Raw genomic sequence first — 14,884 nt, forward strand, 5'->3', positions numbered from 1 at the left:
TGAGGCTGGTTTGACGATCCAGACGACGAGATCGGGCACACGACGCGCCGACGCCCAGCGGAACGTGGAGCGCATCCTCGACGCCGCGGTCACCTGCCTGGCCCGACGTCCGAGCGCGACGATGGCCGAGATCGCGAAGGAAGCCGGCTTGGGACGGGTGACGCTCTACGGGCACTTCGCATCCAGACCGGAACTTGTCGACGCCGTGGTTGCCCGGGTCATCGACCGGGGGGAGTCGAACCTGGCCGCGGTCGATCTCGCCGGCGATCCTCGTGAGGCGCTGGGTCGACTGATCCGCACCAGCTGGCAACTGGTCGACGAGTCGAAATCGGTGATCTCAGCGGCCTGGAACGAACTCCCGGCCGAGCGCATCCAGCAGCTGCACAAAGCGCCGGCAGCACGTGTGGAGCAGCTGATCGAGCGTGGTCGCGAGGAAGGGCAGTTCCGCACCGACATGCCTGTGACGTGGCTGGTCGCCGTGCTCCACCAGATCCTGCACGGAGCGGCCACGGAACTCGCGGCCGGCAACCTCGACGCAGCACACGCCCCGGAACTGATCACCTCGACGGTCATGTCACTGCTCGACCGACGTTCGTCAGCGCTGATCAGCGTAAGGCCGCCGCCGGCCGGTGCGGACGCATGTCACTGTGTGGTTTCAGGTGACGTCTGACCGAACATCGTCAGTTGATCATTGACGGGCGAGCGTGTCGTGGACGCCGGCTCCGGTGACGTGGAGTCGGGTGATCGGGGCGAGGCTGCGGCGGGGTCGGACGGCAATCTCGTCGCCGTTGTGTAGGACGCGGACGTGGGTGTCCTCGACGATGACTGTGACGAGCTTCCCCGCGTGACACGGGCCGAGCTTGATCCGCTGGCGGGCGACCATGATTCGGCCGCTGGCGTGGACCTTCCGTTGGGTCTGAAGCGATCCTGCGGGAAGCGGTGGTGGAAGGAGTCGTGTGGCGGCTTGGCGGGCGCCGTGCAGGGCGGGGAGCTTGGCCGCCGGGATCGGGCGGGGCCGGTCCCGATAAGGGCGCCATCGGCGATGGCGTGCATGAGGTGACCGTCGCGGCGCAGCGCGATGCGGCGCCCGGCGCAGCCGAACCCGACAAGGTGCCTGCTCCCGTCGAGGACGATCTGGCCGTCCTTGTTCACCTCCCGCTCGAGCTCGATCGCCGGGCCCGCTGCGAAGGGTGCGTGCGCTCCGCCGGGGCGCCGTAGGTCGGCGGATGCGGGTGGTGGGCCCGCGGGGCGGACGCCGCGCATGCTCAGGTGCCGTAGGTCACCAGGGCTGAGCCGGGAGGCGACGGTGCGGCCTCCGCCTCGCGTCGTGCCGTCGCGGGACGCGCGCTACCCGCGAGATCTTCCCGATCGCACCGCATTCCACGGCGAGACCGCACCTACGGGCCGGGATCCGCGTGGCAGCCGGGGCCGGTCACCGTGACCGTGCTCGTCGTCGTGCTGGGGCTCGATCTCTGGACCCGGACACAGCTTGTGAAGCCCCAACCGTCGAGGGCAAACCGGGCAGGCAGTCCGGACGCGAAGCCCTGTCCGTCGGAGCCACCTCCGGCCCGCTCAATCCCGAGGCTTCGACGCTCGGCGGCCCGGTCGTGGCGGACACGATCCGCTACTGCGCCCCCGCCGAGCACTTTGCGGCCCTGACCGAGACCGACTGCGAGCCGAGGCGGAGACGGGCGCCATCGTGGCCCCGACAGCTCATCGGTGGGGTCGGCGCGGGTCACGGTCGATGAGTCCGACGCCCGCGATTGCTCGTGAGCCGCGCCTTGTGGCGCTGCTCCAGCCGGTGGCTCGCTGTTCCGGGGTCGAACTACCCGGCATGAGCAGTGCGCTCGCCGTGGGGCCGGTTGGAGCATGACAGGTTGGGCCCCGCGCTGCGGCGATCAGCTCGTGGCCGTGCCGGTGGTCGGCCGGGCCAGGCGGTTGATCACCGGGTAGGCCGTCGCTAGGCCGAGCACGACGCCGATCTGCATGAGGAGCACGAAACTGATCTCGCTCGCCGGTGGCATGAGCGTGCCGACGTGCAGCACGACCATCCAGCCGACCATGCCGACGTCGAAAGCGAGGATGGTGACGACGGCGACCATCCCGGCTCGTCGGACCGTCGAACCCGTACCGGGGGACGCGCTCGCTGCGGCCCGGGAGGACAGCTCGAAGAAGAACAGCAGCGCGAGGGCGATCGCGGCGATGACTGCGATCATCGCCCACATGCCGAGCCCGGCGATGGTCCACCCGGTGACGGCCACCAGGGGTACGCCCACGAGGTGGGCCAGCACGGACGCGGCTCCGCCGGGCAGCCCGGCCGTCACCGTCGTAGCCGGGGCGACAGCGTCGGTCTGCGCCGTGGGGCTGTTGCCCGTGCGACCCCAGCGGGCGTAGGCCCACACGGCCAGCGGTCCGAGGTAGAGCGCGGTGACCGGCCAGACGACCTCCATCGAGCGGGAGGGCTGGCGGTGCCCGAGCAGGTAGAGGTCGCCGAGGATTGCGACGGCCGAGACCACGGCGACCACGAGGTAGATCCACGCCACCGGTGTCACCCACCCTGGAAGGTTCGAGTCCATGGTCATCATGTTCACGCGATAGTCCCCGTTCAGCCTGTCCGGTGCCAGCCGTAACCGACCATAGCGAGGCACGTCGTCCTGCATCATGATCCGGCGTCCGGTGGAGATGGCGCTCGGGGCACCCGAAGCCCCGGAGCTTCTCCCGGAAGATCACCGTTCGGGATCAGGTTGTGTCTACCGGATCGGCGAGCCCGACCAGTATCTCGCGTGGGCCCGTGTAGGGATCGCGGCCGTGCGCCGTACGGATGTTGTCGACGAGGAGCAGGTCGCCGCTCTGCCACGCGTCCCGCACGGAGTGTTCCCCGTAGGCGTCCCTTATCCGCGACACGACGTCCCAGCCGATGGGGGTGCCGTCTCCGAAGCGGGTGGTCACGGGTAGCCCGTCCGCCCCGAACATGTCGAACAGGTCGTTGCGCGCAGCCGGCCCGAAGATCCACTCGCTGTAGAACGCTATGTCGTTGAACCAGCAGCGCACACCGGTGACCGGGTGGCGCAGGACGGCCGGGCGTCTCTGCCGGGTACGCAGCCGACCACCGGGCCTCCACTCGACGTCGATCGCGTGGGCGCGGCAGTAGCGCTCGACCCAGGCTCGATCTCCGGACCCGAAGGACTCCGCCCACGACGGACCGATCTCGCCGTTGTAGTTGCGGATCAGGAGCCACCCGTCGCGCTGACACCGACGAACCAGGCTCGGGGGCAGGGCCTCGAGCACGGCCGAGGAGTCCACGAGGACGGTCGACCCGCCGTCGACCGGTGGGGTGAGGCAGACGAACATCATCAGTGCCGGGAACGAGTCACAGTAGGCGAGCTCGTGGTGCGGGCACATCGAACCCGAACGTGGCCACCGGGTGGACGAGTAGATGCGGTCGGAGTACGCCGCCCGCGGCGCGAAGCGTTCGCGGTCGGCCATCAGACCGTCGGCGAGCATCCTCACAACATCACCGGCCAACACCGGCTCGTACAGGCCCAGGCCACGGACCAGGACCGCGCCGTGCTCGGTCACTGCCGCACGCAGCACCCGACGTGATTCGAACGCCCACCGAAAGGGGTCATCGGGATCTGCTCTCAACAGTGCCGGCGCGCCGACGCGGCGTTCGACCTGAATCTCGTGAAGCCGGCCGGTGGACGCCATGTCGACTTCCCGTGCCGAGCGGTCGGCTCTCATGTCGTCCCCGGGATGGATCTAGTGGGCAGCTCGCGCGCCGGGTTGCCGCCCCACGTCTCGCCGGCGGGTACCTCCTCGCCCTTCATGACGAACGAGTCCGCTTCGATCACTGTGTCGTCCCCGAGGGTGATGCCGTAGTGCACGAACGCGCCGGTGCCGAGCGTGACGCGGGACCCGAGCACGGTGTGGTCGGACTTGAACGCACCGTCCTCCTGGGAGTGGTTCTGGATGATGCTGCGCTCGTTGAACATGCAGTCGTCGCCGATGAAGACGAACGACCGCTCGACCAGCGCGCCGCCGTCGTCGTAGAGCCGAGCCCCGACATGAACTCCGTTGAGGCGATAGACGGGCCCCTTCAACGGGGTTCCGTTGAACAGCATGAGATGGCTCGATGCCGGCACCTTCCAGAACCGCTCGTGACCCCAGAACACCGGCTCGTAGATCGAGCACCCGTTGGGCGCCCGCAGCTGCTGTCGGCGTAACACCATGTCCACCAATGAGAACCACAGGACGGTGAAGACCACGATGACAACCTGCGCGATGACGATCTCCAAGGCACCAAGGGTTACCTCGAACACCGCCACGGCGGGAACGAGCAGAGCGATCCCGGTCACGTAGAGCCAGCGGACGAGCAACTGAAATGCCATCGTGAGAAGGTTGTGCCGGTTCTTCTCACGCAGGGCCCGCCGCAGCTTGTCGTCGCTGAGTCCCAGCTGGGTATCACGTGCCACGGTGCGCGGTATCTCGAAGCAGGGCGAGCCGAGCAGACCGACGTTCTTCCGCACCGGCCCGTCGATGGGAATCATGACCTTGGTGCCGAGCAGGCAGTTGTTCCCCACCCTGCCCTGCGACGGATAGGCGATCCGGTTACCGAAGAAGCTGTGCGTTCCCACAACGGTCCGCGAGAGGCGGAACGAGGTGTTTGAGAAGTCCGCGTTGACGATCGAGAGGTCGTCGGCGACGACGGTGCCCGTGCCGATCGTGGCGAGGTACGGGGTCTCGTGCCTGATGACCAACCCGAAGTTGTTGCCCGTCTGCACGAGCGGTCGCAGTTCGTAGCCCAGTAGCTGCAGGTAGTGCGGGATCGCCGAGCTGTCGCCGAGCAGCCTGGTGAAGAACGCGTTGTTGGTGGTCGCCGCGACGGCCCGGTGCAGGAAGTAGTGGATCCCGTAGAGCGGGTAGACGCGATCCGGGCGGACGGCGAGGGCGAGCAGCCGAGGGACCGTGAGTACCGCCACGAACGCGACGAGCAGGACACCCGACATCAGCGCCAAGGTGAGTCCGAGGATCTCGGCGTAGAAGTACCAGTGCCGGAAGGCGTCGGGTCCCGGGGCGAGCAATGAGGCGAGCTGAGGTATCTCGCGCAGTAGGAAGGCGAGCCCACCGAGCCCGACCGGTACCGCGAACCCGACGGTGCCCACCAGCAGCAGGACCGAGTAGACGACCTTACGAAGGCGTCGGCACGGCGCGGGAGGAACGGTGCAGTAGTTCACGCCCGCCGGCCGCGCCGGCGACCCGTGCCAGCGTTCCCCCGCCGGCACGACCTGACCGCTGAGCAACGCCGAAGTGTGTCCGAGCTGGCCACCGTCGTCGATCCGCGTGCCCAGTTCGAGAACTGTCGCCTCGCCGACGAACACGTCGGTTCCGAGGGTGACCGAGCCGGTCTCGATGGCGCCGTCCCGCGCCCGGTAACACGGGAGCAGGGCATCCTTGCGTACGACCGAGCGGTCACCGATCGAGAGCAGGTCGGTGCACACCGGCACGGACTGAGCTAACAGCACCACGTCCCGCCCGATCCGTGCACCGAGAGCGCGCAGGTAGAGAACATAGATCGGCGAACCCCGGAACAGGACCAGTGGGTTGAGGCGCACGACCGTCTTGACGACCCAGAACCGGACGTAGCCCAGGCTCCACACTCGTATCGACCGGGGCTTCCATCGGCCGATCAGCACCCACTTCACCACGATGGGGAACACACACAGGAAGCCGAAGCCGGCACCGCCGACGACGACAGCTCGCACGTAGAGATCGAGCAGGCTCGGCGAGGCGATGAACCATTCGTAGCCTCGGTAGAGCACGAGCGCCATGAGGTAGGACCAGCCCAGGACGAAGCCGACCTGCAGCACTCCGCAGAGGACGTAGCCGGAGGTGCCGACTCGCCGGAGAGGTTCCGGCCGGTCCAGGACCACAGCAGGTTCGTCCGGCGAGCTCGACGAGGCGACGTGGTCGCGGAGCTGTCCGGCCGGCGCCAGGGCGGCGGCCAGGGCGACGAGGGTCGGATGGGCGTAGACGTCCTGCATGGACGGCGTCGGCAACAGGGGGTCCTTGCGGACGCGCGCGCAGAACTTCGCCATCATTAAGGAGTCAGCACCGAGGTCATCGAAGAAGTTCGCCTCGGCCGGTACCTCTCGCTCGACCACGGAGACGAGTACCTCGCCGAGCCGTGTCGCAAGCCCGGCCGCATCGGGTCTGACCCCCTCCTGGCTGGGAGCCAGGAACGTTGCCAGAGCAGCCAGGGTCGGATGGGCGTAGACGTCCCGCATCGACAGCGCGGGCAGATCGGGATCCTTGCGGACGCGAGCACAGAGCCGTGCCATCGTCAGCGAGTCCGCGCCGAGGTCGTCGAAGATGTCCGCCTCAGCGGATACCTCCTCGCGGTCGAGCACGGCGCAGAGGATCCCGGTCAGCCGAGCGACGGTGACGTCGCGCGAGGGGGCTTCCACCGGTGCTTCCGTCGGCAACGCGAGTCCGGTCGTCAGACGCCGCAACGTGGGGTGCTGGTAGATGTCCTGCATGGCCAATGACGGCAGCTCGGGGTGCTTGCGGACCCGGGCGCAGAACTGGGCCATCGTCAGCGAGTCCGCGCCGAGGTCGTCGAAGAAGTGCGCGTCGACGGGCACCCGGTCGCGGCCCAGCACCCCGCCGAGCACCTCGACCATCAGCACCTCGAGGCTGTTCGGGGCGAGAGCGGTCTCCACCACCCGGACGGGTGCCGCAGGTGCGGCACCATCCGGCGCGGACCCGGCCGCACGGGACGCGGCGTCGCTGGGAACCACCGCCGAGGGCACCGGCTCGAAACGGCGGCCACGCGGGCACCCGACCCCCTCGATCCGGCCTCGGTACTCGAGCCGGCCATCGGAGGTGACGCGGCCCAGGTCACCGGTTCGGAAGATCCGTTTCGACGGATTGCCGGGTATGTCGAGGACATCAGGGACGAACGCCTCCCGCGCGAGGTCGTCCCCGTCGCCATGGCCGCAGGCGAGCCCGAGCCCGGCGATCCCGATCTCACCGACCCCACCGTGCTGCAGGACTCGTCGCGGATCGTTGGTGTCCAGCACGACGACCCTGTAGGTCGGCAGGGGAGTACCCAAGGACGGTGGCTCTCCCGGACGCAGCTCGGTCCAGGTGGCCGCGACGGTCGCCTCCGGTGGGCCGTAGGTACCGATGAGTCGTCGCCCGGGGCGCTGCCAACGTGCGATCAGCTCCGGCGGGCACAGGGCGCCCGATACGAGTACGAGCCTCAGTGAGAGCAGACGCTCGTCGAGGCCGGCGAGGGTCGCGGCATCGGTCCTGAGCACCGTCACGCATCGTTCCCCGAGGAATCGCCACAGCGCCGCTTCTCGCAGGTGCGCACCGACCGGTGGCGCCACGACCGTCGCGCCGGCGACCCATGGCACCCACGTCTCCTCGATCGCGAGGTCCGAACCCGGTGACTGGCCCTGGAACACCCGGTCGTACGGCCCGATGCCGTACACCTCGGCAGCGACACGGACGAAGTTGCAGACGCTGCTGTGCTCGATCGCGACGCCATGCGGACCCCCGTCGTCGTCGATGCTGTACACGATGTAGGCGACAGGGCCACCCGGGGCACCGCGCTCGACATCGAGGAGTCGTTTCGGGCTCTGCTCAGCGATGAACCGCCTGGCGAGGTCGAGCGGGACCACGGTGGTTGCGGTCCGTCCGTCGATCCCGGGCATCCCGGCAAGGACGGTCGAGGTGGACAGCAAGAGGCGAGCACCGGCGTCGGCGATGATCGCCTCGATCTGGACGGTTCTGAGACGCACGTCGAGCGGGACGCAGGCTGCGCCGACCTTGGCGACCGCGATCATCGCGACGAACCTCTCCACCGGATCGTCGAGCAGCAGCACCACCCGATCACCGCCACCGATGTGGTGTAGCCGCAGGTAGCGGGCCAGGCGATTGGCCTCGTCGTCGAGCTCCAGATAGGACAGCACGCCATCGGACGCGTCCACGGCCGTGCGGTCGCCGCTGCTGAACCTGACCATCCAGTCGCATCGAGCCTCGAACAGGTACTCCAGCCGCTCGCCCGAGCGGGCGCGCCTGCCTTGCGCCTGTTGGTGATCGATGAGCACCTGCCCCAGCCCAGCAGCATCGGATCGCGACGCGGTCAGGGGACCTGCTCGGTCGGTATCGACGTGTTCACCCGACCGGATGGCCACATCCGGCGTACGGAGTTGTTCCCAAGTACTCATGCGCTTTCCTCACGCTGAACGGTCCCTCGCCTGCCGCTGGTCGGCGCTCGGACGCCCCTGGGACGTTGGATGCCAGGAGCTGCATCCGATGCGTACCTCTGGCCCAGCGCAGTCGAGGGTGGGACTACTGGTCATCGATTCGGTGCGTCGACCTCTGAGTGCCTCAGGACCCGATGAACCGGGCAGAAACGCCTGGAGCAGACGGAGTAGGCGCTGAGCACGGAAGGAGCTGGTGCTCGGTGCCGGTCGCTCGACATCGCACGCTTCGTGACGAGGAATCCGGAGTGGGTCGCACGTCCTGCGCGGGCGCGCCGGAACGGCCCATGCCGAGCCCGGTTCAGCCGTCGCGACAGCGCCGGCCTGTGTCCGCGATGCGAGTGCAGCGCGCCCGATTCAGGTTGATCAGGCGTGCCGAAGCTCCGCGGCATCTTCCAGCAACAGATCAGCTCAAGACTCGGCGCAGACATCTCCAGCTGGTTCACGCCGGGGAGGACAACGCTGTGGTCGGCGAGCTCGTCCGGACCGAGGTCGGTCCTGACACGCACGACTCAGTGGCGAGCCCTAGACGGGCGGCCCGCGTATCGCAGCTACCGTCCATCCGCACATCGCGATGAGCGAATGCCGCTGGCCGCCGACGCGGACGACGCCGGGGACGCGCAGGTCCGCGTCGACGGCCCCATGGGCGGGAGTGATCGACGGACGCAGAACCCTCAGAATTAGGCCCAGCAGACGTATGAGGGCTGTCAGCGCCATCAGCGCGGCCGCCGGAACCACGATCTGGGTCACGACAGGCTGCGCGGCATTGACCAGGAGGTGGAGGACTCCGTCGTCGTCGATGTCGACGAGATGAGCCGCTTCCGGCCCCGAGCCGAAGTGCAACAGCGGCTGCAGTACCAGGGTTACCGTCACGATCGCCCGGGCCGAACAGAAGTGGTGCCTGAGCCGACGACAGAGCCACCACATGACCACGGCCGCATGGGCGGCGACAAGCAGATGCGTCGGGTGGTTGCTTCCGAGGTCGGCTGCAAGCGCGCTCAGCACGGCGACCAAGCTGGCGAGGACAAGGACCGGTGTCGACTGAGTCAGTCGGGTCATCTCCGGGCACCTCCTCGCCGGGCAGGGACAGCTCGACGACCGTCGGGCCGACTCGTGACCGCGCTGCCGGACTCGCGCCACTTGCCGGCGGTGTTACCGAACAGGTCGCCAACGACAACGGAACGAGCCTCGACGACATCGTCGGCGAGGCCGTGGGTACCCGGGGTCTGCTGCATCCAGTGTGTGGTCGTCTTGCGGGTCGCGATGGTCTACGGCCCCGGCGACCCCCATGCGGATCGGCTGGTACCCCCATGTTCTCGGCCGCCTGGTCGTTGGTCGACCGCCTCGTCTGAGTCGTGGGGAGCGAGTCATCGACTGGCTCTATGTCGATGATGCCGTCGAGGCCTTCGTGAGAGCATCCGTTGTCGATAAGGCGTGCGGCGCAGTCGTGGATATCGGCTCCGGCCAGCGGGTCACGATCCGGGAGACCGTCGAGCAGGCAGTGGCCCTGTCGGGAGGCGAGGGTCCGTCCACGGTTCGGCGACCGCGCGGACCGAGCCGAGGACCGCGCACACGTCGCCGACATCGCCGCCGCTCGCGACCTCCTGGGCTGGTCGGCCGCCACCACCCTTGACGACGGGCTTCGCTCGACCATCGACTGGTACCGGTGCCAGGCCGTCCCGATCGCCGATCGCCGATCGCCGATCGCCGTGCGCCCGCGGGAGTGGGCTCGTGGCACGGCGATCGGGCGCGACCCCGCCGCTCGGCATGGCCGGTGGTGTTGTGCCGACCGCCTTCAGTCCGGCGACGTGGGCGGCGGCCGGGACGGCGCGCGTAGCCTGGGCGACATGGACGGGCGGCGGTGGGGGCGGATCCTGCTGCTGGCCCTGCCTGTGCTCTTCGGGCTCCTGAGCATGCACGCGCTCGTCGTGGCTCCGGCCACCGGCACCAGCGGAATGCATCATCCCCCGGCCGCGTAGTCCACGTCGGTCCCCGGTTCGGGGGCCGTTGCTGCGACACCGATTGCTACTGCCGCCGGCGACGAGCTAAGCCCACCGACCGGCCATGGCGGACACGACGGTGGCCTAGGCCACCTTTGCACCTATGCCTGGCCGTCCTGGCTGGTATCGGTGCGGTCCTGCTCGCAGTCGCGATCTTCCTCGGCCGTGTGCCGCTTCCCACGTCGACGGGCCGTGCCCGACGGTGGGCGCAGGGAATGTCGGTGGCCCGCCCGCCCCCGGTCTCGAGACGACTCGCCCAGCTCTGCGTGATGCGGAACTGATCGGCCCCCAGCGCAGGAGAGCGCTGGAGCACAGCCGATCACAACGTTCCGTCACGACTGGAGCTCATCCACCATGAAGATCAAGAACGTGGCGCTCGCCGCCACGTCGCTCACCGCTGCCCTCGTCCTGTCCGCCTGCGGCTCCGGAGACTCCCCGGATACGGCAGCCGGTCAACAGCAGCCCGCTGCGAGTTCGGCGGCCTCGCATGGCGCGCAGCAGGACTCGGCTCAGCACAATGCCGCCGACATCGCCTTCGCCCAGGGGATGATCCCCCATCACAAGCAGGCAGTGGAGATGTCGAGACTCGCCGATGACCGTGCGGGCGACGGGGTCAAGGATCTCGCCACCCGGGTCGAGCAGGCCCAGGGGCCAGAGATCGAACAGATGCAGAGCTTCCTCACCGCCTGGGGCGCACCGGAGTCCGGGGCCGTGGGCGGCATGCAGGGGATGATGTCCGGGCAAGAGATGGCGCAGCTCGGGCGGGCATCTGGCGCCGAGTTCGACCGCATGTTCGTCCAGATGATGACCGCCCACCGCGAGGGCGCCGTGCAGATGGCCAGGGCCGAACTCGCGACGGGCATCAACCCGCAGGCGAAGGCCCTGGCGCAGCAGATCATCGACGCGCAGCAGGCTGAGATCACCGAGATGCGGGACCTCCTCGGCTGACCTCGTCGCTGGTGGGGCCGCGGACTCCCCGCGGCCCCACCGGTAGTACACACACCGAGATCCGGCCAGTCGGCGATCCGTCCGCTTCTCGGCATTTGCCCTTCCCCCGGGGCAAGGGGCTATTCATGACATGGCGGGCCCGACCCGGGCCTGTGGATCGGAATAACGAGCGCGAGGAGACCTCTATGGCTGCGACCATGGTGGAGCAGCGTTACCAGGCGGCTCTGGATGCATGTACCAGGTGCCGGGAGTCCTGCGAGGCCTGCCACTACAACTGCTGCCTGCCGGCCGGGCGTACCGACTGCGGCCGGATGTGTGTGGACTGCGCGGCAGTCTGCACGCTGCTCGGAACCCTGCTGGCACGGGGCTCGGCGCTGGCGCCGAAGGTGGCCGCGTTGTGTGCGGAGGTCTGCGATGCCTGCGCCGATCTCTGCGAGCAGAACGACGCCGACCACTGCCGTGCCTGCGCGCAGGCGTGCCGTGAGTGCGCCCGCCAGTGCCGCGCCATCGCCGAGAGCGTGTGATCGTCTGATCGCGCCGGGGTGGAGCGCTGCACGAGCGGTGCTCCACCCCGCTACCGGGCTCGGCCGTCGTCGTCGAGTCCGTCGGAAGGATCGGCGGCCGAGAGGATCGAACACAGCCCGGACTGCTCTAGACCTCGGTCGGTCCGATCCCGCAGCTCGATGATCCGCTGCCGCAGGGTCGACAGGCTCCGCATCGTCGAGTCGATCTCGGCGACCCGGTCGTCGAGAAGTCCAAGGACGTGTCCGCACGGGGCCCGGCCTGCGCGCTGTATCTCGAGCACCGTCTTGATCTCACTCAGACGCAGGCCCGCAGACTTGGCGCGGGTGATGAAGTTCAGCACTTCGAGATCCCCCGCATCGAAGACCCGGTGTCCGGTCGCGGTGCGCGCGGTCGTGGGCAGGAGGCCCCGGGCCTCGTAGAGCCGGATCGCCTTGGCACTCACTCCGGATCGCGCCGCGGCCTGCCCGATGCTCACCGACCCGTCGTCGCTCATTCCCGATCTTCCTTCCTGTTACGGCCCATCGCGCCAACCCCCTCATCGCCCGGACGTTCTCGACCGGGATCGTCCGCTGCACCCGTCTGACACCGCGCCCCGAGGGTCCTACGGCAGGCCGAGCGCGAGGGCCAGCGGCGCCAGGCACAGGACGACGGCTGCGGTCGCCAGTGACCCGACCAGGGAGACGACGCTGGTACCGACCGGGATCGGGTCGGCAGGCGCGGCCGTGTCGGTGAGTACGGCGATCCGTGCGTCCAACGCAGAGCCGGTAGCCGGGCCGAACGCGGCCGTCTCCGCCGGTGCGGTCGCGACCATGCTCAGCAGCGCCCCGGCCAGCGCGGGCACACCGGTGCGCCGGACCGCGGCGCGATCCGCGGCCAGCTCGGCGCGCAGGCGGCGGCGGTGGTCCCAGTGGCGGGCCAGCGGCGCGAAGAACAGGACGTCGGCGCCCGCTCGCCGCAGGAGCCCGCGGAGCGGGTCGCGGCGCTGGAGGTGGGCTTCTTCGTGTGCGAGCACGGCCGCGAGCTCGTCGGCGGCGAGACGCTCTACCGCACCGCGCGACACGTATAGGCGGGGGCGCCAGAGACCGGCGCAGAAAGCGAGTCGGTCACCGGTGTCCAGACAGACGACGCGCGCGGCCCTGACAGTCGTTGCTGCGACCGCCGACGGAACGGGGATCCGGGGCAAGGCGTCGACGCGACGGGCCGCTGCGATCCCGAGCCAGGCCGCACGTGCCGCCACCGTGGTGACCAGAGCGGCCGCGGCGGCGGGGGCCGCGTCCGCTGTGCACGCCCAGATCGACATCTGCCCGCAGCCCGAGGCGGCGAGGCGGGCGAGGGCACCGGCCCACCACGACAGCGTCACTCCGGACAGCACGGCGAGGATCGCGGCACTCACACGAAACGAACCGCGGCGGAGACTCTCGTGCGCGGTCACGAGCGTCGCAGGCGATGCAGCGCATCGCGCTGCTCGGGGCTCAACTCGTCCAGGCGCAGCGCGAACGCGGCGAGCGCGGCGTCGCCGTAGCGCTCGACCACGGCAGCGGCCTCGCGCTCGCTCTCCGCCGCCACGAAGGTCACGGGATCCCCGATCGGCCGGTAGTGGTGTGACCGGCGTCCTACGGTGGCGCTCGCGTGCAGCAGTTGCTTGTCGGCCAGACGCCGCATCGTGGTCAGCACGGTGGTGTAGGCCAGCTCCGGCAGCAGGTCGTGCACGTGGTGCACGGTGAACGGCGCGGTCACCCGTCCGGTCCACACCGCGCGCATGATCCGCGACTCCAGCGGGCCGAGGACGGCAAGCGCCTGCTCGAGTCCTGGGGGCTCGGCCCCCTGACCGTTCGTGGGCATCCGCACCTCTCGATCGACTGTGCCGTCCTTCCGATGCACCGCCCCAAGCTACCAACCGCGCCAGTATGTACTATCGGCCGGTAGTTGATAGGTGCCGGACGCGCGCTCGCACCGAGCTGATCGGCGCCGCCGTCGGCAAGGGTGCGCCCGGCCCCGATCGGAACCGGCCCTCCCATCCGGTTGCTCCCCCCACCGCCGTTCGAGGAGAACAGTCCCCGTGAACCTCACCGCCGTGCTGCTCACCGGCCTTCTGGCCGGCGGGGTGACCTGCGCAGCCGTCCAGGGCGGCCTGCTTGCCGGGTTGATCACCCGCCAACGCGCGGTCACCTCGGCCACGCTGCCCGGCAGCACTCGGTCCACCACTTCCTGCTCCACGGCGGCGCCCTCGACGCGGTGGCAGGCCGTGATCGACGACCTGTTCCCGGTGGGCGGATTCCTCACCGGCAAACTCGTCTCGCACACGGTTCTGGGTGGGTTGCTCGGTGCCCTGGGCAGTGTCGTCCAACCGACCGTCGGCACGAGTGCTGCCCTGCAGATGGTCGCCGGAACGGCCGTCGTGATCTTCGGACTCGCGCAGCTCGGGGTGCCCGGACTGCGCCGCATCACCATCGAACCCCCGCAGGCCTTGCGTCGGCTGGTGCTGCGCAGCGCCCGCTCGCAGGCCGTCTTCGCTCCCGGGCTCCTCGGGCTGGCCTCGGTCCTGATCCCGTGCGGAGTAACACTCTCCGTCGAGGCCCTCGCACTCACCTCCGGCTCTGCCCTGGCCGGCGCCGCGACCATGGCCGTGTTCGTGATCGGCACCAGCCCGCTGTTCGCGGTGCTGGGCTATGCGGCCCGCAAGGCCGCCACAGCCTGGCGCGGTCGGCTCGCCCTCGCCACCGGCGCGGTCGTGGTCGTCACGGGCCTGCTCACCCTCAACGGCGGCCTCGAGCTCGCGGGTTCCCCCGTGGCCGCCAGCCGGGTGATGGCTGCCGTCGCCGGGCCCGCGCCCGCGCCGCCGGCCGCGACGGTGGCCGATGGCCGCCAGACCGTGGCGATCAGTGCGACCTCCGAGGGTTACACGCCCGCGCTGACACAAGCCAGGGCCGGCCTCCCGACCACTCTGGTCATCGACTCCGACCAGCCCGCAGGCTGTGTCCGGTCCTTCACCATCGCCGCGATCGGGGTGCAGCAGATCCTGCCGGCCAGTGGCCGGACCCGCATCGACCTCGGCACCCTCGCGCCCGGGACCCTCGCCTACGCCTGCGGGATGGGCATGTACACCGGAACCATCACCGCCAGCTGACCATCGGGAACCCG

13 protein-coding genes are annotated in these 14,884 nt (G+C 69.5%); 5 read left to right on the forward strand and 8 right to left on the reverse strand.

Annotated elements, in window-relative coordinates:
* Positions 1-10: 10 nt before the first annotated feature.
* On the forward strand, positions 11-670 hold the full coding sequence (locus EV383_RS12185; RefSeq protein ID WP_242623043.1) for a TetR/AcrR family transcriptional regulator: 660 nt from the start codon (positions 11-13) through the stop codon (positions 668-670).
* Between the two features lie 18 nt (positions 671-688).
* Here the strand turns inward: EV383_RS12185 and EV383_RS12190 are convergent, their stop codons facing one another.
* The 5 genes from EV383_RS12190 to EV383_RS12210 form a co-directional block, all read right to left on the reverse strand.
* Entirely contained in the window at positions 689-883 is a 195-nt protein-coding gene (locus EV383_RS12190) for a hypothetical protein (RefSeq protein ID WP_130290016.1), read from the reverse strand.
* A 1,015-nt stretch (positions 884-1,898) separates the two neighbouring features.
* Complete coding sequence (locus tag EV383_RS12195; RefSeq protein ID WP_242623455.1) at positions 1,899-2,585, reverse strand: DUF4396 domain-containing protein; 687 nt, start codon at positions 2,583-2,585, stop codon at positions 1,899-1,901.
* Positions 2,586-2,739: 154 nt separating this feature from the next.
* On the reverse strand, positions 2,740-3,741 hold the full coding sequence (locus tag EV383_RS12200) for a TauD/TfdA family dioxygenase (protein WP_341273720.1): 1,002 nt from the start codon (positions 3,739-3,741) through the stop codon (positions 2,740-2,742).
* Positions 3,738-8,234, reverse strand: a complete 4,497-nt coding sequence (locus tag EV383_RS12205; RefSeq protein WP_130290019.1) for a Pls/PosA family non-ribosomal peptide synthetase — start codon at positions 8,232-8,234, stop codon at positions 3,738-3,740. The genes EV383_RS12200 and EV383_RS12205 overlap by 4 nt, the downstream gene beginning before the upstream one ends.
* A gap of 561 nt (positions 8,235-8,795) precedes the next feature.
* Complete coding sequence (locus tag EV383_RS12210; protein ID WP_130290020.1) at positions 8,796-9,329, reverse strand: hypothetical protein; 534 nt, start codon at positions 9,327-9,329, stop codon at positions 8,796-8,798.
* A 788-nt stretch (positions 9,330-10,117) separates the two neighbouring features.
* On the opposite strand from EV383_RS12210, the gene EV383_RS32655 reads away from it, so the two are divergent.
* The 3 genes from EV383_RS32655 (at position 10,118) to EV383_RS12220 (ending at position 11,742) form a co-directional block, all read left to right on the forward strand.
* Positions 10,118-10,249 carry a hypothetical protein gene (locus EV383_RS32655; protein WP_278044833.1) on the forward strand — a complete coding sequence of 44 codons (132 nt, stop codon included), beginning with the start codon at positions 10,118-10,120 and terminating at the stop codon, positions 10,247-10,249.
* 375 nt (positions 10,250-10,624) lie between these two features.
* Positions 10,625-11,218: a DUF305 domain-containing protein gene (locus tag EV383_RS12215; RefSeq protein ID WP_130290021.1), complete on the forward strand. Its 594-nt coding sequence runs from the start codon at positions 10,625-10,627 to the stop codon at positions 11,216-11,218.
* Positions 11,219-11,403: 185 nt separating this feature from the next.
* Positions 11,404-11,742, forward strand: a complete 339-nt coding sequence (locus EV383_RS12220; protein ID WP_130290022.1) for a four-helix bundle copper-binding protein — start codon at positions 11,404-11,406, stop codon at positions 11,740-11,742.
* 50 nt (positions 11,743-11,792) lie between these two features.
* On the opposite strand, the gene EV383_RS12225 is transcribed toward EV383_RS12220, so the two are convergent.
* The 3 genes from EV383_RS12225 to EV383_RS12235 form a co-directional block, all read right to left on the reverse strand.
* On the reverse strand, positions 11,793-12,236 hold the full coding sequence (locus EV383_RS12225) for a MerR family transcriptional regulator (RefSeq protein WP_130290023.1): 444 nt from the start codon (positions 12,234-12,236) through the stop codon (positions 11,793-11,795).
* Between the two features lie 108 nt (positions 12,237-12,344).
* Positions 12,345-13,136 (reverse strand): M56 family metallopeptidase, encoded by a 792-nt coding sequence (locus EV383_RS12230; protein ID WP_130290024.1) that lies wholly within the window; start codon positions 13,134-13,136, stop codon positions 12,345-12,347.
* A gap of 35 nt (positions 13,137-13,171) precedes the next feature.
* The gene (locus EV383_RS12235; protein ID WP_130290025.1) at positions 13,172-13,585 is read right to left on the reverse strand and encodes a BlaI/MecI/CopY family transcriptional regulator; all 414 of its coding nucleotides are present in this window, start codon (positions 13,583-13,585) and stop codon (positions 13,172-13,174) included.
* A 217-nt stretch (positions 13,586-13,802) separates the two neighbouring features.
* Between EV383_RS12235 and EV383_RS12240 the strand changes: the two genes are divergently transcribed.
* The gene (locus tag EV383_RS12240; protein WP_130290026.1) at positions 13,803-14,870 is read left to right on the forward strand and encodes a sulfite exporter TauE/SafE family protein; all 1,068 of its coding nucleotides are present in this window, start codon (positions 13,803-13,805) and stop codon (positions 14,868-14,870) included.
* The last annotated feature ends 14 nt before the right edge of the window (positions 14,871-14,884 follow it).

This window comes from Pseudonocardia sediminis, from assembly GCF_004217185.1.
Classification (GTDB): Bacteria; Actinomycetota; Actinomycetes; order Mycobacteriales; family Pseudonocardiaceae; genus Pseudonocardia; species Pseudonocardia sediminis.